This is a genomic window from Bacillus sp. JJ1773, from assembly GCF_036962035.1.
Classification (GTDB): Bacteria; Bacillota; Bacilli; order Bacillales; family Cytobacillaceae; genus Cytobacillus.
Map to the genome: position 1 here is coordinate 1 of NZ_JBALNX010000051.1, position 19,690 is coordinate 19,690.

The 19,690-nt window shown below is 39.7% G+C and carries 21 protein-coding genes and 2 other annotated features (1 of these 23 cut by a window edge); all 21 genes read left to right on the plus strand.

What is annotated here, in order from left to right:
* Positions 1-742 precede the first annotated feature (742 nt).
* Positions 743-1,153, plus strand: coding sequence for a CtsR family transcriptional regulator (locus V7127_RS15675; protein WP_438824015.1), 411 nt, complete (start codon positions 743-745; stop codon positions 1,151-1,153).
* 24 nt (positions 1,154-1,177) lie between these two features.
* Entirely contained in the window at positions 1,178-1,726 is a 549-nt protein-coding gene (locus V7127_RS15680; protein ID WP_335346141.1) for a UvrB/UvrC motif-containing protein, read from the plus strand.
* Between the two features lie 2 nt (positions 1,727-1,728).
* Complete coding sequence (locus V7127_RS15685; protein WP_335487553.1) at positions 1,729-2,808, plus strand: protein arginine kinase; 1,080 nt, start codon at positions 1,729-1,731, stop codon at positions 2,806-2,808.
* A gap of 4 nt (positions 2,809-2,812) precedes the next feature.
* Positions 2,813-5,260 carry an ATP-dependent protease ATP-binding subunit ClpC gene (gene clpC / locus V7127_RS15690; protein WP_335346143.1) on the plus strand — a complete coding sequence of 816 codons (2,448 nt, stop codon included), beginning with the start codon at positions 2,813-2,815 and terminating at the stop codon, positions 5,258-5,260.
* Between the two features lie 125 nt (positions 5,261-5,385).
* Positions 5,386-6,765 (plus strand): DNA repair protein RadA, encoded by a 1,380-nt coding sequence (gene radA, locus V7127_RS15695; protein WP_335487556.1) that lies wholly within the window; start codon positions 5,386-5,388, stop codon positions 6,763-6,765.
* A gap of 3 nt (positions 6,766-6,768) precedes the next feature.
* Positions 6,769-7,842 carry a DNA integrity scanning diadenylate cyclase DisA gene (gene disA / locus V7127_RS15700; RefSeq protein WP_335487558.1) on the plus strand — a complete coding sequence of 358 codons (1,074 nt, stop codon included), beginning with the start codon at positions 6,769-6,771 and terminating at the stop codon, positions 7,840-7,842.
* Between the two features lie 193 nt (positions 7,843-8,035).
* Positions 8,036-9,118, plus strand: a complete 1,083-nt coding sequence (locus V7127_RS15705; RefSeq protein WP_335346146.1) for a PIN/TRAM domain-containing protein — start codon at positions 8,036-8,038, stop codon at positions 9,116-9,118.
* Between the two features lie 20 nt (positions 9,119-9,138).
* A complete protein-coding gene (gene ispD, locus V7127_RS15710; RefSeq protein ID WP_335487561.1) occupies positions 9,139-9,831 on the plus strand; it encodes a 2-C-methyl-D-erythritol 4-phosphate cytidylyltransferase in 693 nt (230 codons plus the stop codon).
* Between the two features lie 27 nt (positions 9,832-9,858).
* On the plus strand, positions 9,859-10,338 hold the full coding sequence (gene ispF, locus V7127_RS15715; RefSeq protein ID WP_335346148.1) for a 2-C-methyl-D-erythritol 2,4-cyclodiphosphate synthase: 480 nt from the start codon (positions 9,859-9,861) through the stop codon (positions 10,336-10,338).
* Positions 10,339-10,387: 49 nt separating this feature from the next.
* On the plus strand, positions 10,388-11,845 hold the full coding sequence (gltX, locus tag V7127_RS15720; protein ID WP_335487564.1) for a glutamate--tRNA ligase: 1,458 nt from the start codon (positions 10,388-10,390) through the stop codon (positions 11,843-11,845).
* Between the two features lie 43 nt (positions 11,846-11,888).
* Positions 11,889-12,135 (plus strand) — a binding site (T-box leader).
* A 204-nt stretch (positions 12,136-12,339) separates the two neighbouring features.
* Complete coding sequence (cysE, locus tag V7127_RS15725; protein WP_335487566.1) at positions 12,340-13,032, plus strand: serine O-acetyltransferase; 693 nt, start codon at positions 12,340-12,342, stop codon at positions 13,030-13,032.
* Positions 13,013-14,416, plus strand: coding sequence for a cysteine--tRNA ligase (gene cysS, locus V7127_RS15730; protein ID WP_335487570.1), 1,404 nt, complete (start codon positions 13,013-13,015; stop codon positions 14,414-14,416). The genes cysE and cysS overlap by 20 nt, the downstream gene beginning before the upstream one ends.
* Positions 14,417-14,419: 3 nt before the next feature.
* Positions 14,420-14,845: a Mini-ribonuclease 3 gene (locus V7127_RS15735; protein ID WP_335346152.1), complete on the plus strand. Its 426-nt coding sequence runs from the start codon at positions 14,420-14,422 to the stop codon at positions 14,843-14,845.
* The gene (gene rlmB, locus V7127_RS15740; protein ID WP_335487573.1) at positions 14,842-15,585 is read left to right on the plus strand and encodes a 23S rRNA (guanosine(2251)-2'-O)-methyltransferase RlmB; all 744 of its coding nucleotides are present in this window, start codon (positions 14,842-14,844) and stop codon (positions 15,583-15,585) included. The genes V7127_RS15735 and rlmB overlap by 4 nt, the downstream gene beginning before the upstream one ends.
* A 2-nt stretch (positions 15,586-15,587) precedes the next feature.
* Positions 15,588-16,097, plus strand: coding sequence for an NYN domain-containing protein (locus V7127_RS15745; RefSeq protein ID WP_150929534.1), 510 nt, complete (start codon positions 15,588-15,590; stop codon positions 16,095-16,097).
* Positions 16,098-16,213: 116 nt separating this feature from the next.
* The gene (sigH, locus tag V7127_RS15750) at positions 16,214-16,825 is read left to right on the plus strand and encodes an RNA polymerase sporulation sigma factor SigH (RefSeq protein WP_231735073.1); all 612 of its coding nucleotides are present in this window, start codon (positions 16,214-16,216) and stop codon (positions 16,823-16,825) included.
* A gap of 110 nt (positions 16,826-16,935) precedes the next feature.
* Positions 16,936-17,079: a 50S ribosomal protein L33 gene (gene rpmG, locus V7127_RS15755; protein WP_315668897.1), complete on the plus strand. Its 144-nt coding sequence runs from the start codon at positions 16,936-16,938 to the stop codon at positions 17,077-17,079.
* Between the two features lie 142 nt (positions 17,080-17,221).
* Positions 17,222-17,404, plus strand: coding sequence for a preprotein translocase subunit SecE (secE, locus tag V7127_RS15760; RefSeq protein ID WP_066301592.1), 183 nt, complete (start codon positions 17,222-17,224; stop codon positions 17,402-17,404).
* Positions 17,405-17,570: 166 nt separating this feature from the next.
* The gene (nusG, locus tag V7127_RS15765) at positions 17,571-18,104 is read left to right on the plus strand and encodes a transcription termination/antitermination protein NusG (protein WP_315666859.1); all 534 of its coding nucleotides are present in this window, start codon (positions 17,571-17,573) and stop codon (positions 18,102-18,104) included.
* Between the two features lie 189 nt (positions 18,105-18,293).
* A complete protein-coding gene (rplK, locus tag V7127_RS15770; RefSeq protein ID WP_066301589.1) occupies positions 18,294-18,719 on the plus strand; it encodes a 50S ribosomal protein L11 in 426 nt (141 codons plus the stop codon).
* A 184-nt stretch (positions 18,720-18,903) separates the two neighbouring features.
* Positions 18,904-19,602 carry a 50S ribosomal protein L1 gene (rplA, locus tag V7127_RS15775; RefSeq protein ID WP_335346154.1) on the plus strand — a complete coding sequence of 233 codons (699 nt, stop codon included), beginning with the start codon at positions 18,904-18,906 and terminating at the stop codon, positions 19,600-19,602.
* Positions 19,603-19,668: 66 nt separating this feature from the next.
* Positions 19,669-19,690, plus strand: a sequence feature (ribosomal protein L10 leader region) (it continues 114 nt past the right edge of the window).

Genomic DNA, 19,690 nt, shown 5'->3' on the forward strand with positions numbered 1-19,690 from the left:
GGACGTCGCTAGGCAAAAGGAAAGGACATCATTAAGATGTCTTTTTTTGTTGTTGCTAAAAACGATTATGACGCTCTTTCGGAAGAAAATTTTAAGCTGATTGTAATTAAGAGAGGTTCAAAACGCCCTTCATGAAGAAAAATAAGGATCGAAGGTAGTTAAGAGCTGTTCAAAACACCCTTCGTGAAGAAAAGTAAGACCGGAAGGTAGTTAAGAGGGTTCAAAACGCCCTTCACGTAAAAAAACTAAGGCCCAGGGAGCGAACCGACCTTAACTACACCTTAGACAAAAAACTAAAGTCGAAAGCCTCCTTCAAGCAATGCCCATCCCCCCCATAAAGCTGCCTTTTAAAAAAGTAAGAACGCAGTAGAACGGTGGTTTCAACTATACCTTCCGCAACACCCCAGCCTTTTATTATTCAATAACAACTGTATGACTTCTACATTTATGATTGACACTCTTTTTCCGCCTCCTCCTTGTAAAGGATCAACACACCTCCTAATGATTCTCCAATAATAATTTCAAAAATGAACCAAACTTTTATTTCTAGGAATTAGAATAAAATTAATTCACAGGTTTGAGAACCAAAAAAAGGGGAAAAATTAATAACATCTGTTAATTGCAACGAAATATATTGTTATGTATAATTAAAGTCAAATATAGTCAAAGTCAGATTTTGGGGGGAGGAGTATTGAGAAATATCTCAGATATTATTGAAGATTATTTAAAACGGGTTTTAGAAATGAGCGAAAGGGAAATTGTTGAAATTAAAAGAAGTGAAATTGCAGATAAATTCCAATGTGTTCCGTCCCAAATTAATTATGTTATTAATACGAGATTTACAATTGAAAAAGGCTATGCAGTTGAAAGTAAACGCGGCGGCGGCGGATATATTAGAATCATGAAAGTACAATCACATGACGATGCTCATTTAATTGAACAATTATTATCGTTAATTCAAGGTCGACTGGCCCAAAGCAGTGCAGAGGATGTTATTATCCGCCTTGTAGAGGAAGAGATTATAACAAAAAGGGAAGCAAAAATAATGTTAAGCGTAATCGATCGCTCTGTCTTGTATATTGAACTCCCTTATCGTGATGAACTCCGCTCAAGAATGCTGAAAGCCATGTTGACAACGTTAAAATATAAATAGTTAGCAAGCTGGAGAGGTGAAAACATGATATGTCAGGAATGTAATCAAAGGCCGGCAACGCTTCATTTTACGAAAATATTAAATGGAGAGAAGGCTGAGTATCATTTATGTGAAAAGTGCGCTCAGGAAAAGGGCGATATGTTCATGCTAAGTGGTGCACCGGGTTTTTCAATTCATAACTTGTTAGCCGGTTTGCTGAATATGGATACAACCTTTCAAAATACAACGGAGGATCCATTTAAGCAGGAAGAAATTCTCCAATGTGAACAATGCTCTATGACCTTTCAGCAATTTATAAAGGTAGGAAGGTTCGGCTGTGCTCATTGTTACCAGGCTTTTAGTGACCAGCTCGAGCCAATATTGAGAAGGCTGCATAGTGGGAATTCAGTTCATAATGGAAAAATTCCTGCAAGAATCGGAGGAACCATTCATTTAAGAAAGAGCATTGTTGAATTGAAACAAAGCTTAAAAGATTCCATATCCAAAGAAGAGTTTGAAAGAGCAGCTGAAATAAGAGATGAGATTCGATTACTAGAAAACCAATTGAACTCTAGTCACGAGGGAGGGAAGTAAGCTTGTCGCTAGAACGATTCATTAACCAAGCTGTGAGCTCCTGGATGAGTGCCGAAGGTCCAGATTCAGATATTATCCTAAGCTCAAGAATTCGGCTGGCAAGAAATATAAAGCAATTCAAGTTTCCAACCCTATTTACGAATGACGAGGCCAAGTTAGTTATTCATATGATGAAGGAGAGGATCGAGAATTCCTCTTTTTCAAAACTAGGGAAATTTGAGCTGTTGCTGATGGATGAGCTCCAGCCGCTACAGAAAAGGGTTCTAATGGAAAAGCATTTAATCAGTCCGCATCTCGCGGAGAATTCCTCTTATGGTGCTTGCGTTTTATCTGAAAATGAAGAAGTAAGCATGATGATTAACGAAGAGGATCATATACGGATTCAATGCATATTTCCAGGATTCCAATTATCAGAGGCTTTGAATATGGCTAATGAAGTGGATGACTGGCTAGAAGAAACGATTGATTATGCATATGATGAAAACGCCGGCTTTTTGACAAGTTGCCCAACTAATGTTGGAACAGGAATAAGGGCATCAGTTATGGTTCACTTGCCCGGGCTAGTTCTCACTCAGCAAATGAATAGAATTATACCCGCTATTAATCAATTAGGGTTAGTTGTTAGAGGAATTTACGGTGAAGGCAGCGAAGCTTTAGGGAACATCTTTCAGGTGTCTAATCAAATCACTCTTGGCAAGTCTGAAAAGGATATTGTTGAAGATCTAAAGAGTGTGGTCAGTCAGCTAATTTCACAAGAAAGATCAGCTAGAGAAGCATTAGCGAAAACTTCTAACATACAATTAGAAGATAGAGTCTTCCGCTCTTATGGGATCTTATCAAACTGCCGAATTATTGAATCAAAAGAAGCAGCGAGATGTTTATCAGATGTTCGGCTAGGGATTGATATGAAATATTTAACTAATATTTCCAAAAACATTTTAAATGAATTAATGATCCTGACGCAGCCTGGTTTTTTACAGCAGTATGCAGGAGGGCCATTAAGGCCTCATGAACGGGATATTCGCCGGGCGTCATTAATAAGGGAAAGAATGAAAATGGAAAACGAAGAGACAGGAGGATGAGAATATGATGTTCGGTCGTTTTACAGAGAGAGCACAAAAGGTGTTAGCATTAGCTCAGGAGGAAGCCATTCGTTTAGGTCATAACAATATTGGAACAGAACATATTTTGCTTGGTCTTGTACGAGAAGGGGAAGGAATTGCTGCAAAGGCTCTGCATGCATTGGGCTTAGGTTCTGATAAAATCCAAAAAGAAGTAGAAAACTTAATCGGCAGAGGGCAGGATGCATCACAGACGATTCATTATACGCCTAGAGCTAAAAAAGTGATTGAACTTTCCATGGATGAGGCACGAAAATTAGGCCATTCCTATGTAGGAACAGAGCATATCCTCCTTGGCCTCATTCGCGAAGGGGAAGGCGTTGCTGCAAGGGTACTTAACAATCTCGGAGTCAGTCTAAATAAAGCACGGCAACAAGTGTTACAGTTATTGGGAAGCAATGAGTCCGGGGGTCATCAAGGATCTTCGGCAAGTGCGAATACCCCAACACTAGATGGATTGGCAAGAGATTTAACAGCCATTGCCAGAGAAGGAAGTTTGGATCCGGTAATTGGACGCGGCAAGGAAATTCAGCGTGTAATCGAAGTTTTAAGCCGTCGTACAAAAAACAATCCAGTTCTCATTGGGGAGCCAGGTGTAGGTAAAACAGCTATTGCAGAAGGCTTAGCACAGCAAATTATTAATAACGAAGTACCAGAAACTCTCCGTGATAAACGAGTCATGACCCTGGATATGGGTACAGTTGTTGCAGGTACAAAATATCGTGGTGAATTTGAAGACCGACTAAAGAAAGTTATGGATGAAATTCGCCAGGCAGGTAATATTATTTTATTCATTGACGAACTTCACACTTTAATTGGTGCTGGAGGAGCGGAAGGTGCAATTGATGCATCGAATATCCTTAAGCCATCTCTTGCCCGAGGAGAGTTGCAATGCATTGGGGCAACTACCCTTGATGAATACCGTAAATATATTGAAAAAGATGCAGCATTAGAAAGACGGTTTCAGCCTATTACTGTTGATGAGCCAACAGCAGAGGAATCTGTACAAATTTTACAGGGACTTAGAGATCGGTATGAGGCACATCACCGTGTTACCATTACAGATGAAGCCATTAATGCAGCAGTGAAACTATCAGATCGTTATATTTCAGATCGTTTCCTTCCAGATAAAGCGATTGATTTAATTGATGAAGCAGGATCAAAGGTAAGACTGCGATCTTATACTACTCCTCCTAATTTAAAGGAATTAGAACTAAAGCTTGAAGATGTTCGTAAAGAAAAGGATGCAGCCGTCCAAAGTCAGGAGTTTGAAAAGGCTGCTTCATTAAGAGATACGGAACAGCGCCTTCGTGAACAGCTAGAGGAGACAAAGAAATCTTGGAAGGAAAAGCAGGGCAAAGAAAATAGTGAAGTCACCGTTGAGGACATTGCAAGTGTTGTCTCAAGCTGGACTGGAATTCCGGTTTCGAAGCTAGCACAAACCGAAACACAAAAACTCTTAAACCTTGAAGAGATTTTACATTCTAGAGTAATTGGCCAAGAAGAAGCGGTAATAGCGATATCCAAAGCAGTTCGCCGTGCTAGAGCAGGATTAAAGGATCCAAAAAGGCCAATTGGTTCATTTGTTTTCCTTGGACCAACAGGAGTAGGGAAAACAGAGCTTGCCCGTGCGCTGGCTGAATCAATGTTTGGTGATGAAGATGCAATGATCCGCATTGATATGTCCGAATACATGGAGAAGCATTCAACATCCAGATTAGTAGGATCTCCTCCAGGCTATGTTGGATATGAAGAAGGAGGACAGTTAACGGAAAAGGTTCGCAGAAAGCCTTATTCGGTCGTCCTATTAGATGAAATTGAAAAAGCGCATCCAGATGTATTTAATATTCTATTACAAGTACTAGAGGATGGCCGCTTAACGGATTCGAAGGGAAGAACAGTAGACTTCCGGAACACCGTTTTAATTATGACTTCCAATGTGGGCGCAGAAGCATTGAGAAGAAATAAATACGTTGGTTTTAACATTCAGGATGGGCAACAGGATTACAAGGATATGAAAGGTAAGGTAATGGAGGAGCTGAAGAAATCATTCCGTCCAGAATTCCTTAACCGTATTGACGAAATCATTGTTTTCCATGCGTTAGAGAAAAAGCATCTGCAAGAAATCGTGACCCTAATGTCTGATCAATTAACAAAACGATTAAAAGAACAGGATATTAATCTTGAATTAACAGATGCTGCGAAGGAGAAAATTGCTGAAGAAGGCTATGATCCTGAGTATGGAGCTAGACCTATTCGCAGAGCGATTCAAAAGCATGTCGAGGACCGATTATCTGAGGAATTGTTAAAAGGAACGGTATTAACAGGCCAGGGTATTGTTATTGATGTCAAGGATGGGGAATTTGTAGTGGAACCAGCAAAAGGAAAGCCTGCTGCAACCTTACAAAAATAATGGCGTCTAAACAAATGGACTGATGGAAATCAAGAGGGTACACGTAAGAGCGTGTGCCTTCTTTGCACTTAATAGTAAAATAATTAAGCGATTTTCTAATTAAAAAGAAGAGGAAGAAAACTAGAATGGCCAAAAGAAAAACAAAGTTTATGTGTCAGGAATGCGGCTACGAATCTCCAAAGTGGATGGGGAAGTGCCCAGGCTGCGGCGTGTGGAATAAGATGGTAGAGGAAGTAGAGAAAGCAGCTGGTACGAGAAGAGGAGCCTTCGCACACTCACAGGGCTCGGCCATCCTTTCAAAAGCTACACCGATTACTTCTATTGAAACCGTAAGCGAGCCTCGTATTTACACAGACTTGAATGAATTGAATAGGGTGCTTGGGGGAGGAATTGTCAGAGGTTCGCTAGTACTGATTGGCGGTGACCCTGGTATTGGGAAATCGACCTTGCTTCTCCAGGTCTCATCTCAATTAGCTAATAAAAACCATTCTGTCTTATATATTTCCGGTGAGGAATCTATGAGGCAGACGAAATTGCGTGCGGATCGACTAGGAGTTGCTTCCGAACATTTACTCGTTTATTCGGAAACGAGCCTCGATGAAATTAGCCGTACTATTGAAAGTGTCAATCCTAGCTTTGTGATTGTTGATTCCATCCAGACAATTTTCCACCCAGAAGTAACCTCTGCTCCAGGCAGTGTCTCTCAAGTAAGAGAGTGTACGGCTGAGTTAATGAGAATTGGGAAAACGAAAGGTATTGCCATATTTATTGTCGGGCATGTTACAAAGGAAGGCTCCATTGCGGGTCCAAGACTATTGGAGCATATGGTAGATACGGTTCTTTACTTTGAAGGTGAGCGTCACCATACATACCGAATTTTGCGGGCAGTCAAGAACCGCTTTGGATCCACGAACGAGATGGGGATCTTTGAAATGAAAGAGTTTGGCTTAGAAGAAGTGGAAAATCCATCAGAAATTTTCCTGGAGGAACGATCCCAAGGTGCGGCTGGTTCAACCGTAGTAGCTTCAATGGAGGGCACTCGTCCAGTCCTTGTAGAAATTCAGGCTCTTATTTCCCCAACAAGCTTTGGAAATCCCCGGAGAATGGCAACCGGAATCGATCATAATCGTGTCCCGCTATTGATGGCGGTGTTAGAAAAACGAGTCGGGATGTTGTTGCAGAACCAAGATGCTTACCTTAAGGTCGCTGGTGGGGTGAAGCTTGATGAGCCTGCTATCGACTTAGCCATTGCTGTTAGTATCGCTTCTAGCTTTCGTGACAAGCCCACAAGAGCTACTGACTGCATTATAGGCGAGGTTGGTTTAACGGGAGAGGTTAGAAGGGTATCAAGGATAGAGCAGCGTGTTCAGGAGGCAGCCAAGCTTGGATTTGAACGTGTGATTTTACCAGCAAATAACCTAGGGGGCTGGTCTGGGCCAAAGGGAATTGAGCTTGTAGGAGTCAGTTCCGTCAGTGAAGCATTAAAAGCAACTTTAGGAGGTTAGAGAATGGAGCTAAAAAAGCTTGGTGAAAAAACGATGAGTGAAATTCTGCAATTTATGGCCCCAGGTACGCCGATTCGGGAAGGAATCGATAATGTGCTAAGAGCAAATACAGGAGGCTTAATTGTTTTAGGAAGTAAGGACAAAATCACACATATCGTTGATGGGGGCTTTCAAATAAATGCTTCTTTCTCACCAAGCTATTTGTACGAGTTGGCTAAAATGGATGGAGCGATCGTATTAAATCAAGAAGGGAATAAAATTTTGATTGCAAATGCCCAATTAGCACCAGATCCAACTATTCCGTCATCGGAGACAGGCATGCGCCACAGAACAGCGGAAAGAGTTGCAAAGCAGACAGGAGAGCTTGTTATAGCTATTTCACAAAGGCGGAATGTCATCACCCTTTATAAGGGCCATTTTCGCTACGCACTTAGGGATATTGGGGTTATTTTGACTAAGGCAAATGTAGCCTTACAAACACTTGAAAAATACAAGATTGTCTTAGAAGAGGATATTTCTAATTTAAGTGTGCTGGAATTTGAGGAAATTGTGACTTACAGTGATATATTAAGCGTGTTTCACAGCATTGAAATGGTCCTAAGAATAAAAAATGAATTACTAACTTATTTAAACGAGCTTGGGATAGAAGGAAGACTGATTCGCTTACAAATGAACGAGCTTTTAGACGGTATTGAGAGAGAAATAGATTTAATTATTAGGGATTATGCTCATTCAAAAGACACTCACCCTAATGAAATGTTTGATAAATTACAAGAGCTGTCGGTCGGGAAAATGCTGGAGGATTCAGTTATTTTAAAGCTATTAGGATATAATGGGTATGTCCATACAGAAGAGCTTAGGTGTCCCCGTGGCTATCGGATGTTATCAAAAATCCCAAGATTGCCTCCTATTATTATTGAAAATTTAATTCTTCGGTTTATGGATCTCCCAACTATTGTTTCTGCGTCAGTAGAGGAATTAGATGAAGTTGAAGGAATTGGGGAAGTAAGGGCTAAAAAAATAAAAGAAGGCCTAAAGTTGATAAAAAAACAGCTTTTAGCAGATCGGCAGCTTTAAGTGACCATTGAACTATATATGCCGTTATGATAAAATGATCGGTTATTTGTATTATTTGACACTTGATTACCAATGGTGCTACCCTGTTTGTAATAGATTCTTTTTTTTATCATCTATATTTTAATATAATTTTTTCTGCTCCAAGGTTTCAATTTGAAAAATCTGTTTATAATGAATAAAAGGAGGTGAAGGTATGTTAAAACGTATTGTTCAAGCATGCTTTCTGATAATCGGGATTACGCTGGGGATATTTCTCATTCCCGAACTATTAATATTAATATCCCTGGATGACATTGCTCTTTTAAATAATCCATATGTATCCGCCTTGTTAGGTGCCATTATTTTTTATCTTATTTCTTTTTGGGCGGTTGATCATGTTGTAAATGTTGTCAAATGGGTGGAAGAATCGCTTGTAAAAGCGCCCATAACCGATATTATCTTTGGAAGTGTAGGCTTAGTTTTTGGATTAATCATCGCCTTTTTAATTGGGTATGCTTTAACAACTATTGAAGTGCCTGTCTTAAATACTGTTGCTCCTATTGTGTTAACCCTTATATTTGGCTATTTAGGTTTTCAGGTGGGCTTTAAAAAGCGTGATGAGCTTCTAACCTTATTTTCAAACAGAAAGAAGAAGAATATAGAAGAAGAAACTGAAGCACCACCGAAAAATGTGTTGAAATTATTGGATACAAGTGTCATTATTGATGGCAGAATCGCCGATATTTGCCAAACTGGATTTCTAGAAGGAACCATTGTCATCCCTCAGTTTGTTCTGGAAGAATTACAGCATATTGCTGACTCATCAGATGTTTTAAAGCGGAATAGAGGACGAAGAGGTCTTGACATTCTAAATCGAATTCAGAAAGAGCTTGCGATTAAAGTAGAGATTTATGAAGGTGACTTTGAAGAAATTCAGGAAGTAGATAGCAAGCTAGTGAAGCTTGCGAAAGTAACAAATGGAATCGTTGTTACAAATGATTTTAACCTAAATAAAGTTTGCGAATTCCAAGGGGTTTCTGTCTTAAATATTAATGATCTAGCCAATGCTGTTAAACCGGTTGTTCTTCCTGGTGAAGAAATGAAGGTACAGGTCATTAAAGATGGAAAGGAACAAAATCAAGGAATTGCTTATCTGGATGATGGCACAATGATTGTAGTCGAGGATGGCCGGGATTACATTGGAAAGCATATTGATGTCCTTGTCACGAGTGTTCTGCAAACCTCAGCTGGACGAATGATATTCGCGAAGCCAAAGCTATTGGAAAAAGCATTATAAGGGATTGGGGTTTGTTTGAAATGGCTTATCAAGTCATCATTCCTGCTGCAGGCCAGGGAAAAAGAATGGGAGCGGGCAGGAATAAAGTTTTATTAGAAATAGATCAACAGCCGATTTTTATTCATACATTAAGAGTTTTTGAGCTGGATGAGAATTGCGAGGGCATTTATCTTGCCATCAATCCCCAGGATGAGGATGAAATGAAGGCGCTCCTAAATGAATATGACATTTCAAAGGTGATAGCTTTAGCTCCTGGCGGAAAGGAAAGGCAGCATAGTATTTATAATGCCTTAAAATGTGTGAAGCAAGAGGGAATCGTTCTTGTTCACGATGCAGCAAGACCATTTATTGATAAAAAACTTCTCGACTCGTTAGTAATAGCTGCAGAGAAAAATGGGGCCGCGATACTAGCGGTCCCTGTAAAGGATACAGTAAAAAAGGCTGCCGGAAATATTGTGACTGAAACGGTAGAAAGAACCAGCTTGTGGGCTGTCCAAACCCCACAGGCTTTTCGTTTTTCTATTTTAATGAATGCTTACCAGAAGGCTGAAGCAGATCATTTTCTCGGAACCGATGATGCAAGTTTGGTGGAGCGGACTGGGCAGGATGTTATGATTGTTGAAGGAAATTATGACAATATTAAGCTGACAACGCCAGAGGATTTATATTTTGCAGAGGCCATTATTCGGAAACGAATGGGCAATCAACCATAACTATTTTTAAAAAGAGGAGACAATAAGATGTTTCGAATTGGACAAGGCTTTGATGTGCATCAATTAACGGAAGGGCGCCCGCTCATACTAGGCGGAATTGAAATTCCATATGAAAAAGGTTTATTAGGTCATTCTGATGCGGATGTACTATTACATACAGTGGCTGATGCTTGTCTTGGTGCAATCGGTGAAGGAGACATCGGAAGGCATTTTCCCGATACCGATCCTGAGTTCAAAGATGCAGATTCAGCAAAATTATTAGAGCATGTGTGGAATTTAGTTAAGGAAAAAGGGTATGAGCTTGTCAATGCAGATTGTACCATCATTGCTCAAAGACCAAAAATGGCTCCATATATTGGCCAAATTAGGGAGAGAATAGCCCAATTACTAGAAACCTCTGTTGAAAACATTAACGTAAAGGCTACGACAACTGAGAAGCTAGGATTTGTCGGCAGAGGCGAGGGAATCGCTTCACAAGTTGCTGTTTTATTGCAGAAAAAGAAATGATAAAATAAATCAATAAAAAAGTAGATTTTTAGAGGAGGACATAAGTAATATGTCAAACGATATTCGTGTACGTTATGCCCCTAGTCCAACTGGACATTTACATATCGGTAATGCCCGTACAGCTTTATTCAATTATTTATTTGCTAGAAGCAAAGGCGGGAAATTTATCATCCGTATTGAAGATACTGACAAGAAACGTAATATTGAAGGTGGAGAAGAAAGTCAGTTAAAGTACTTAACATGGCTTGGGATTGATTGGGATGAAAGCGTTGATAAGGATGGCGGCTTTGGCCCTTATCGCCAATCTGAGAGAAATGATATTTATGAAAAGTATTATCATGAACTTCTTGAAAATGGTTCTGCCTATAAATGCTATTGTACGGAAGAAGAGTTAGAGGCTGAAAGAGAAGCGCAAACGGCTAAAGGAGAAACGCCAGCTTACTCCGGCAAATGCCGTCATTTGTCTCCAGAGGAGCGTACAAAGCTTGAAGCAGAAGGAAGACAGCCGAGCGTTCGCTTCTTAGTTCCACAAGGTAGATTATATGCTTTCGATGATATGGTTAAAGGAAATGTATCCTTTGAATCAGATGGAATTGGCGATCATGTTATCGTCAAAAAAGATGGCACACCTACCTATAATTTTGCCGTAACGGTTGATGATTATTTAATGCAGATTTCCCATGTATTAAGAGGGGATGATCACATCTCCAATACACCTAAGCAATTGATGATTTATGATGCTCTCGGCTGGGAAGCTCCGGTTTTTGGACATATGACATTAATTGTCAATGAGAGCCGCAAAAAATTAAGTAAGCGTGATGAGTCCATTATCCAGTTTATCGAGCAATACGAGGAGCTAGGCTATTTGCCTGAAGCCCTATTTAACTTTATTGCCCTATTAGGATGGTCTCCATCTGGCGAGGAAGAAATTTTCTCTAAGGAGGAGTTCATTAATATTTTTGATGCTAGCCGCTTATCTAAATCACCTGCTCTTTTCGATAAACAAAAGCTGACATGGATGAACAATCAATATATGAAAACGATTGATATTGATCGTCTTGTCGCCATTTCTCAGCCACATCTTGTAAAAGCGGGCCGAATTAGTGAGAACTTGACTGAAGAGGAAACACAATGGGTGCGCAGCCTCATTTCCTTATATCAGGAAAAAATGAGCTACGGCGCTGAAATTGTAGAGATGTCAGGGATTTTCTTTAGTGATAAAACAGTTATGGATGATGAAGCGAAGGCTGTTATCGAAGAGGAACAGGTTCCAGAGGTTCTAACTGCTTTTCTACAGGAAATTGAAGGCATAAGTGAATTCAAGGCCGATGAAATTAAGGCTGCGATGAAGGCTGTGCAAAAATCTACTGGCCATAAAGGCAAGAAGCTCTTTATGCCTATCCGCGTTGCGATAACAGGCCAGACTCATGGGCCGGATCTCCCGCAGGCAATCGAGCTTTTCGGGAAAGAAAAAGTAAAAATGCGATTAATGAGTATTTTAGATTAACATATTGCCCAAAATGTAATATAGTAATAAGTAACTCAATAAATGAAAAGTGTTGAAGAGGAAAAGTAAGAACATGATGCTTTTTAGAGAGAACCATCACCGGCTGAAAGTGGTTTAAGCCTCTCATTGATCTGAAGTGCCCCTCTGAGCCTCATTTCGAACGGATTTTTCATATCTTAGCAGTATGAAATTTTCCTAATAGAAGTGAGCGGAACTAATCCGTTAACAAGTAAAAGTTGAGACATTTCGATGTCTAAACAGAGTGGAACCGCGCATAAAGCGTCTCTGTCATCATTGACGGAGGCGTTTTTTTTATACCCAAAATACAAAAACGATATAACAATTTTGGAGGGGGGTATTATTAAAAGTCTTCGATATGAAAGCTTATACTCACTGAAAAAAGCACCATGTACACACTCTTTTTTAACTGTGGAAATAAAAAATTTCCCGGAAAATACTATTCGAAAAAACCTTTTTTAAATATAAATTATCGAATGAAGATTAGGGAGGGGACAAACGTGTTTAATAGGCTAAAGGAAGATATCGAAGTTATATTTGAACAGGATCCGGCTGCAAGAAGTTATTTAGAGGTAATCTTAACTTATTCTGGCCTGCATGCCATATGGGCACATCGATTAGCACATGGGCTTTTTAAAAGAAAACTCTATTTTCTTGCAAGAGTCATCTCACAAATTAGCCGCTTTTTCACAGGAATTGAAATTCATCCAGGTGCGAAAATCGGAAGAAAACTTTTCATTGACCATGGGATGGGGGTAGTCATTGGGGAGACTTGCGAAATTGGTGATAATGTAACCATTTTCCAAGGGGTAACATTAGGAGGAACCGGGAAAGAGAAAGGAAAGCGGCATCCTACTATTAAGGATAATGCCTTGATTGCTACAGGAGCAAAGGTGCTTGGATCCATTACGATCGGGGAAAATTCGAAGGTTGGAGCGGGATCTGTCGTTTTACATGAAGTGCCTCCTAATTCGACAGTAGTAGGAATACCAGGTAAAGTAAAAATCCAGGATGGTGTTCGTATTAAAAAAGATTTAAATCACAGCGACCTTCCTGATCCTATTGCAGATCGATTTAAAGAATTGGAAAAAGAAATTGCCCAACTGAGCAATGAATTAGAGGACCTTAAGAAAGAAAGGAGCCTAGTTAATGGCCATTCAAATTTATAATACACTAACAAGACAGAAAGAGCCGTTTATCCCTTTAGAGGAAGGGAAGGTAAAAATGTATGTGTGCGGTCCAACTGTTTATAATTATATTCATATAGGAAATGCAAGACCGCCAATTGTTTTTGATACGGTTAGAAGATATTTTGAGTATAGAGGTTATGATATCAAGTACATCTCTAATTTCACAGATGTTGATGATAAATTAATCCGTGCGGCGAATGAATTGGGAGAAGAAGTTCCCGTCATTGCAGAGCGCTTTATTGATGCCTATTTTTCAGATGTTTCGGCGCTTGGCTGCAAACGTGCTGACGCCCACCCGAGAGTGACTGAGAGCATGGACATTATTATTGAATTCATTGAAGCATTAATTGAAAAGGGATATGCCTATGAATCTGAAGGGGATGTCTACTACCATACCCGCAAATTTAAGGAGTATGGAAAGCTTTCTCACCAATCCATTGATGAGCTTCGGTCAGGCGCCCGCATTGCTGTAGGAGAAAAGAAGGAAGACGCTCTTGATTTTGCCCTTTGGAAGGCAGCAAAAGAAGGAGAAATTTATTGGGATAGCCCATGGGGAAAAGGTCGCCCTGGCTGGCACATAGAGTGCTCCGCGATGGCGAAAAAGTATTTAGGCGAAACAATTGATATTCATGCGGGCGGACAGGATTTAGCCTTCCCTCACCATGAAAATGAAATCGCCCAATCGGAAGCAGTAAGCGGAAAAACATTTGCGCGTTATTGGATGCATAACGGCTATATTAATATCGATAATGAAAAAATGTCAAAATCACTTGGTAACTTTGTTCTTGTCCATGACATTATTAAGAATCATGATCCGCAGGTGCTTCGATTCTTCATGCTGTCCGTTCATTATCGCAACCCAATTAACTATAGTGAAGAATTACTAGAAAATACGCGTGCGGGTCTAGAAAGAATTAAAACATCCTACCAAAACTTGAAGCATCGCCAAGAAACAAGTGCCGACCTAACTGAAAACAATCAAGAATGGCTAGATAAAATTGCAGCACAGCACGAAGAATTTATCAAGGCAATGGACGATGATTTTAATACAGCAAATGCCATTTCTGTTCTCTTTGAGCTTTCCAAATTAGCGAATTATTATTTAATGGAGAAAAATACCTCCCTACAAGTGATTAAGGCATTTACTAAGGAATTTGAGGATCTTTTCCAAGTACTTGGGCTCACTTTAGATTTCCCGAAAGAGGATTTGCTCGATGAAGAGATTGAGCGTTTAATCCAGGAGCGTATTCAAGCACGTAAGGATCGAAACTTCCAATTAGCCGACCAAATCCGTGATCAGCTAAAAGACATGAACATCATTCTTGAAGATACACCTCAAGGCATTAGATGGAAAAGAGGCTAAAGAATGCTTCAATACGATCATAAAATTGATGAGAAACAGCTAAACAGCCTCGCCCTTGCTTATATGGGCGATGCTGTTTTTGAAATCTATGTCAGAAGACATCTTATCCAGCATGGGCAGGTTAGGCCAAATCAGCTGCATAGAGAGGCCACTCATTATGTGTCTGCTAAAGCTCAATCGGTCATTATTCACCAGATGCTGGATTCAGACTTTCTGACAGAAGAGGAAATTGCCGTTGTGAAAAGAGGAAGAAATGCAAAGTCCGGTTCTGTCCCGAAAAATACAGATGTTCAAACCTACCGATATAGCACGGCATTTGAAGCGTTAATTGGCTATTTACATTTATCAGGTAAAGAGGAGCGGCAGGAGGAAGTGATCTTGTCTGCTTTTCGAATAGTAGAAGAAAGGAAAGGAGGAAATTCTAAATGAGCCAAGATTTTATTATGGGAAAAAACCCTGTAATGGAAGCACTTAAATCAGGACGGGATATTAATAAAATTTTCATAGCAGAGGGGTCACAAGGAGGACAAATGCAGCAGGTAATTGGGCTTGCCAAAGCATCAAATGTATTTGTTCAATTTGTCCCGAAGAAGAAATTAGATCAGATGGCGGAAGGGAATCATCAAGGGGTTGTTGCACAGGTTGCAGCCTACCAATATGCGGAAATAGATGATCTTTTCCAAGCAGCCGAAAAAAGAAATGAGGCCCCCTTTTTCTTATTATTAGATGAAATAGAAGACCCTCATAATCTAGGGTCGATCATGAGAACAGCTGATGCAGTAGGTGCACATGGAATTATTATTCCGAAGCGGAGAGCAGTAGGTTTAACTACGACAGTTGCAAAGGCATCAACTGGTGCTATTGAGCATATCCCTGTTGTCCGTGTGACAAATATGGCTAGAACGATCGATGAATTAAAAGAAAAAGGCGTATGGATTGCCGGGACAGATGCCAAGGGAAGTGAAGATTACCGCCGTTTTGACGGAACATTGCCGCTAGGTCTTGTCATTGGCAGTGAAGGAAAAGGTATGGGTCGATTAATCAGGGATAAATGTGATTTTTTAATCCATTTACCGATGGCAGGCCATGTGACTTCTCTGAATGCATCTGTTGCAGCAGCTCTTTTAATGTATGAGGTCTTCAGTAAGCGACATCCTCTTGAGGGATAGAAATGGACATCCTACTTGTTGACGGATATAACGTAATTGGTGCCTGGCCAGAGCTAAGAGAGCTTAAGAAAAAGGATTTAGCAGCTGCCAGAGACCGGTTAATTGAAAAAATGGCAGAATATCAGGGGTATTCTGGATATAGGGTCATAGTCGTATTTGATGCTCATTATGTGAAGGGTACCGAGAAGAAATATAAGGATTCAAAAGTGGAAGTTATTTTTACAAGGACAAATGAGACGGCTGATGAAAGAATTGAGAAACTTGCCATCAGCCTAAACAATATTAAAACCCAAGTTCATGTTGCAACCTCCGACTATACAGAGCAATGGGCAATTTTTGGACAGGGTGCGCTGCGAAAGTCCTCAAGAGAATTATTAAATGAAATGAATTCGATTGAAAGTAAAATAGAAAAAAGGGTAAAGAAGATTCAGGAAAAGCAGCCATTTTCGAAAATCCCGCTTAGCAAGGAAATGGCAGAAATTTTTGAAAAGTGGCGCAGAGGAGACCAATGAGTGGTTGACGCTGGAAAAATTCTTACTGTATAATATTTCTATCTATGCTTGGTGCGGTCGGGGGGATCTTAGTGGATACTGACTTGAAAACAATCGATGAGAATAATTTAGGGTATATGCAGCTTGAAGATGAAGAATTGATTGATTTAGTGCATAAAGGCGAGAGTGAAGCGTTAGATTATTTAATTCATAAGTATCGCAATTTTGTACGTGCCAAAGCAAGATCATATTTTTTAATTGGTGCAGATAAGGAAGATATTGTTCAAGAAGGAATGATTGGCTTATACAAGGCTATTCGTGATTTTAAAGAGGACAAGCTATCTTCGTTTAAAGCGTTTGCAGAGCTGTGCATTACTAGACAAATTATCACAGCCATCAAAACCGCTACAAGGCAGAAGCACATTCCGCTGAACTCATACGTGTCATTGGACAAGCCGATTTATGATGAAGAATCAGATCGAACCTTAATGGATGTTATTTCTGGTGCAAAGGTAATGGATCCTGAGGAATTAATCATTAATCAGGAAGAGTTTGATCATATTGAGGTTAAAATGTCCGAGCTGCTTAGTGATCTTGAAAGAAAAGTACTTTCCCTTTATTTGGATGGACAATCTTATCAAGAAATTTCGGAAGAATTAAACCGTCATGTGAAATCAATAGACAACGCTCTGCAAAGGGTGAAACGAAAGCTTGAGCGGTATTTGGAGGTCCGAGAAATTACTTTATAGAGCGGATGGGAACAAGCAGATCACTCAATCTCCACTTTCCCTGTTATTGACATCGTTTATGGTCCGTGATAAAGTTTTAAGGACGTAAATGTATTTTAGTAGGTGGAATGATGAGAAAAAAAGTAGTACTAGCATGCAAAGAGTGCGGATCCAGAAATTATTCAACAATGAATAATAAAGACTCCGAGCGCCTAGAGCTTAAGAAGTATTGTAAAACATGCAGCAATCATACCATTCATAGAGAAACAAAGTAAGTAATTATAGTCGAATTTTATATATGTATTTTTCTAAATTTCATAAACTTCTTATTCACTAGAATAATCGTAATTTGATTTTTCGATTGTTTAAATTCATTATGAAATTTACTTAGATTATAAGTAAGTTGGGGGTTACAATATGCAGCGCATCTTGAATTTTTTCCGTGATATTGGACGTGAAATGAAAAAGGTCAGTTGGCCAAAGCGCAAAGAACTGACTGGCTATACTGTAACAGTCCTAGCAACTGTTGCGTTTTTTGCAGTGTTCTTCGCAGTGGTTGACTTAGGTATTTCTGAATTGATTCGATTAATTCTTGAATAACCCCTGTATATCCATGGTATAATGGTGAATAGCACAGGAAACATTTGCAAAGCCCGGTAACGGGTTTTTTATTTGGTTAAAAAATGTTTTATATAGGCAGTTTTTTACGAAAATAGTCAAACCTATTTAATGATACAGGGAGGGAAGGACGATTTAGTCCCCTTGAATGGAAAAGAATTGGTATGTTGTTCATACGTATTCCGGTTATGAAAATAAAGTAAAGGCAAACCTAGAGAAACGCGTAGAATCTATGGGAATGCAAGATAAAATCTTCCGGGTTATCGTTCCGGAAGAAGAAGAAACTGATTTCAAAAACGGCAAAAAGAAAGTAGTAAAACGTAAAGTTTTCCCAGGCTATGTACTTGTAGAAATTGTGATGACTGATGATTCATGGTACGTAGTTCGGAATACACCAGGCGTTACGGGCTTTGTCGGATCAGCAGGTCACGGCTCTAAGCCGACACCGCTATTGCCTGAAGAAGTTAATGTAATCTTGAAGCGTATGGGTGTTGAAGAAAGACGAGTAGAAATTAACTTTGAAATCGGAGAAATGGTTCAAGTGAAAGAGGGACCATTCGCCAACTTTACAGGATCGATTGAAGATATTGACAGAGACAAAGCGAAAATTAAAGTCCTTGTTAATATGTTTGGCCGTGACACGCCGGTTGAGTTAGATTTTTCACAAATTGAGAAACTATAATTTGAAAAAAACTTGAAATTAGCTTTGAAAAGTGATAATATTTCAAAGGTCAGTATGTCTCAGGTTTAGAGACCGGACTATTGTTATGTTCTTTATCTTGATATAAAGACTATAAGTTGAGTGGGAGGGGACCCTAACAGTCACTAAGGCCCCAATTACCACATCACGGACTTTAAGGAGGTGTGTCTCGTGGCTAAAAAAGTAATCAAACTTGTAAAATTACAAATTCCAGCAGGTAAAGCAAACCCTGCACCGCCAGTAGGACCTGCACTAGGTCAAGCGGGTGTTAACATCATGGGATTCTGTAAGGAATTTAACGCACGTACAGCTGAACAAGCTGGCCTAATCATTCCTGTTGAAATTACGGTTTTTGAAGACCGTTCATTTACATTTATTACGAAAACTCCTCCTGCTGCCGTTCTTCTAAAAGTAGCAGCTGGAATTCAGTCTGGTTCTGGTGAACCAAACCGTAATAAAGTAGCAACAGTCAAGCGTGACAAGGTACGCGAGATTGCTGAAACAAAAATGCCTGACCTAAACGCTGCTAGCGTAGAAGCTGCAATGCTTATGGTTGAAGGTACTGCACGCAGCATGGGTATCGTTATCGAAGACTAATCCATGCTTAGAGTTTTAGGCTGTTCAATGGGGTTGCGTTGCTGAGCTTGGTTTCACACGCAACCTTTGTTCTGTCTAAGGCTTTGTGCTTTTCTGATGTCTAGCTCAGGCGCTGCTAAAGGCGCCTGCGCTTTTCAAAGTGGGAGGTTATTCCGCTAAAACCACAATCTAGGAGGAAAATACAATGGCTAAAAAAGGTAAAAAGTTTTTAGAAGCTTCTAAGCTTGTAGACCGTATGAAGGCTTATCCAATCGAAGAAGCGATTGATCTTGCAAAGAAAACAAACTTTACTAAGTTTGATGCGACTGTAGAAGTTGCTTTCCGCTTAGGAATTGATCCTAAGAAAGCTGACCAGAATATTCGTGGAGCGGTTGTGCTTCCAAACGGTACTGGTAAAACTCAACGCGTTTTAGTATTCGCAAAGGGTGAAAAAGCGAAGGAAGCAGAAGCTGCTGGAGCAGATTATGTAGGCGATGCAGAGTACATCAACAAAATCAGCCAAGGCTGGTTTGATTTCGATGTAATCGTTGCGACACCTGACATGATGGGTGAAGTTGGTAAGCTTGGTCGTGTGTTAGGACCAAAAGGCTTAATGCCAAACCCTAAAACTGGTACAGTTACATTTGATGTGGAAAAAGCTGTTAACGAAATTAAAGCAGGTAAAGTAGAATACCGCACTGATAAAGCTGGTAACATCCATGTTCCTATCGGTAAAGTTTCTTTCGAAAACGAAAAGCTTATCGAAAACTTCAACACAATTTTCGAAACAATGCTTAAAGTTAAACCATCTGCTGCAAAAGGTACTTACATGAAGAACGTATCTGTTACTTCAACAATGGGACCTGGTGTTAAAGTAGATCCTTCAACTGTTACAGTTAAGTAATTATTGGAAATTAACTTACAAGATTGACAAACAAAATTACATTTAGTAATATGTATTTTGTTGTTAAATATAATACCATTTGTACCGT

What these genes read in the sequence shown, in the direction of transcription:
- sigH (WP_231735073.1), top strand. Translation starts at nt 16,214, where the DNA reads ATGCAGCTTGAAGATGAAGAATTGATTGATTTAGTGCATAAAGGCGAG.
- secE (WP_066301592.1), top strand. Translation starts at nt 17,222, where the DNA reads ATGCAGCGCATCTTGAATTTTTTCCGTGATATTGGACGTGAAATGAAA.
- cysE (WP_335487566.1), top strand. Translation starts at nt 12,340, where the DNA reads ATGAAGATTAGGGAGGGGACAAACGTGTTTAATAGGCTAAAGGAAGAT.
- rplA (WP_335346154.1), top strand. Translation starts at nt 18,904, where the DNA reads ATGGCTAAAAAAGGTAAAAAGTTTTTAGAAGCTTCTAAGCTTGTAGAC.
- V7127_RS15680 (WP_335346141.1), top strand. Translation starts at nt 1,178, where the DNA reads ATGATATGTCAGGAATGTAATCAAAGGCCGGCAACGCTTCATTTTACG.
- V7127_RS15735 (WP_335346152.1), top strand. Translation starts at nt 14,420, where the DNA reads ATGCTTCAATACGATCATAAAATTGATGAGAAACAGCTAAACAGCCTC.
- V7127_RS15675 (WP_438824015.1), top strand. Translation starts at nt 743, where the DNA reads ATGAGCGAAAGGGAAATTGTTGAAATTAAAAGAAGTGAAATTGCAGAT.
- ispD (WP_335487561.1), top strand. Translation starts at nt 9,139, where the DNA reads ATGGCTTATCAAGTCATCATTCCTGCTGCAGGCCAGGGAAAAAGAATG.
- V7127_RS15705 (WP_335346146.1), top strand. Translation starts at nt 8,036, where the DNA reads ATGTTAAAACGTATTGTTCAAGCATGCTTTCTGATAATCGGGATTACG.
- nusG (WP_315666859.1), top strand. Translation starts at nt 17,571, where the DNA reads ATGGAAAAGAATTGGTATGTTGTTCATACGTATTCCGGTTATGAAAAT.
- gltX (WP_335487564.1), top strand. Translation starts at nt 10,388, where the DNA reads ATGTCAAACGATATTCGTGTACGTTATGCCCCTAGTCCAACTGGACAT.
- ispF (WP_335346148.1), top strand. Translation starts at nt 9,859, where the DNA reads ATGTTTCGAATTGGACAAGGCTTTGATGTGCATCAATTAACGGAAGGG.
- V7127_RS15745 (WP_150929534.1), top strand. Translation starts at nt 15,588, where the DNA reads ATGGACATCCTACTTGTTGACGGATATAACGTAATTGGTGCCTGGCCA.
- rpmG (WP_315668897.1), top strand. Translation starts at nt 16,936, where the DNA reads ATGAGAAAAAAAGTAGTACTAGCATGCAAAGAGTGCGGATCCAGAAAT.
- radA (WP_335487556.1), top strand. Translation starts at nt 5,386, where the DNA reads ATGGCCAAAAGAAAAACAAAGTTTATGTGTCAGGAATGCGGCTACGAA.
- disA (WP_335487558.1), top strand. Translation starts at nt 6,769, where the DNA reads ATGGAGCTAAAAAAGCTTGGTGAAAAAACGATGAGTGAAATTCTGCAA.
- cysS (WP_335487570.1), top strand. Translation starts at nt 13,013, where the DNA reads ATGGCCATTCAAATTTATAATACACTAACAAGACAGAAAGAGCCGTTT.
- clpC (WP_335346143.1), top strand. Translation starts at nt 2,813, where the DNA reads ATGATGTTCGGTCGTTTTACAGAGAGAGCACAAAAGGTGTTAGCATTA.
- rlmB (WP_335487573.1), top strand. Translation starts at nt 14,842, where the DNA reads ATGAGCCAAGATTTTATTATGGGAAAAAACCCTGTAATGGAAGCACTT.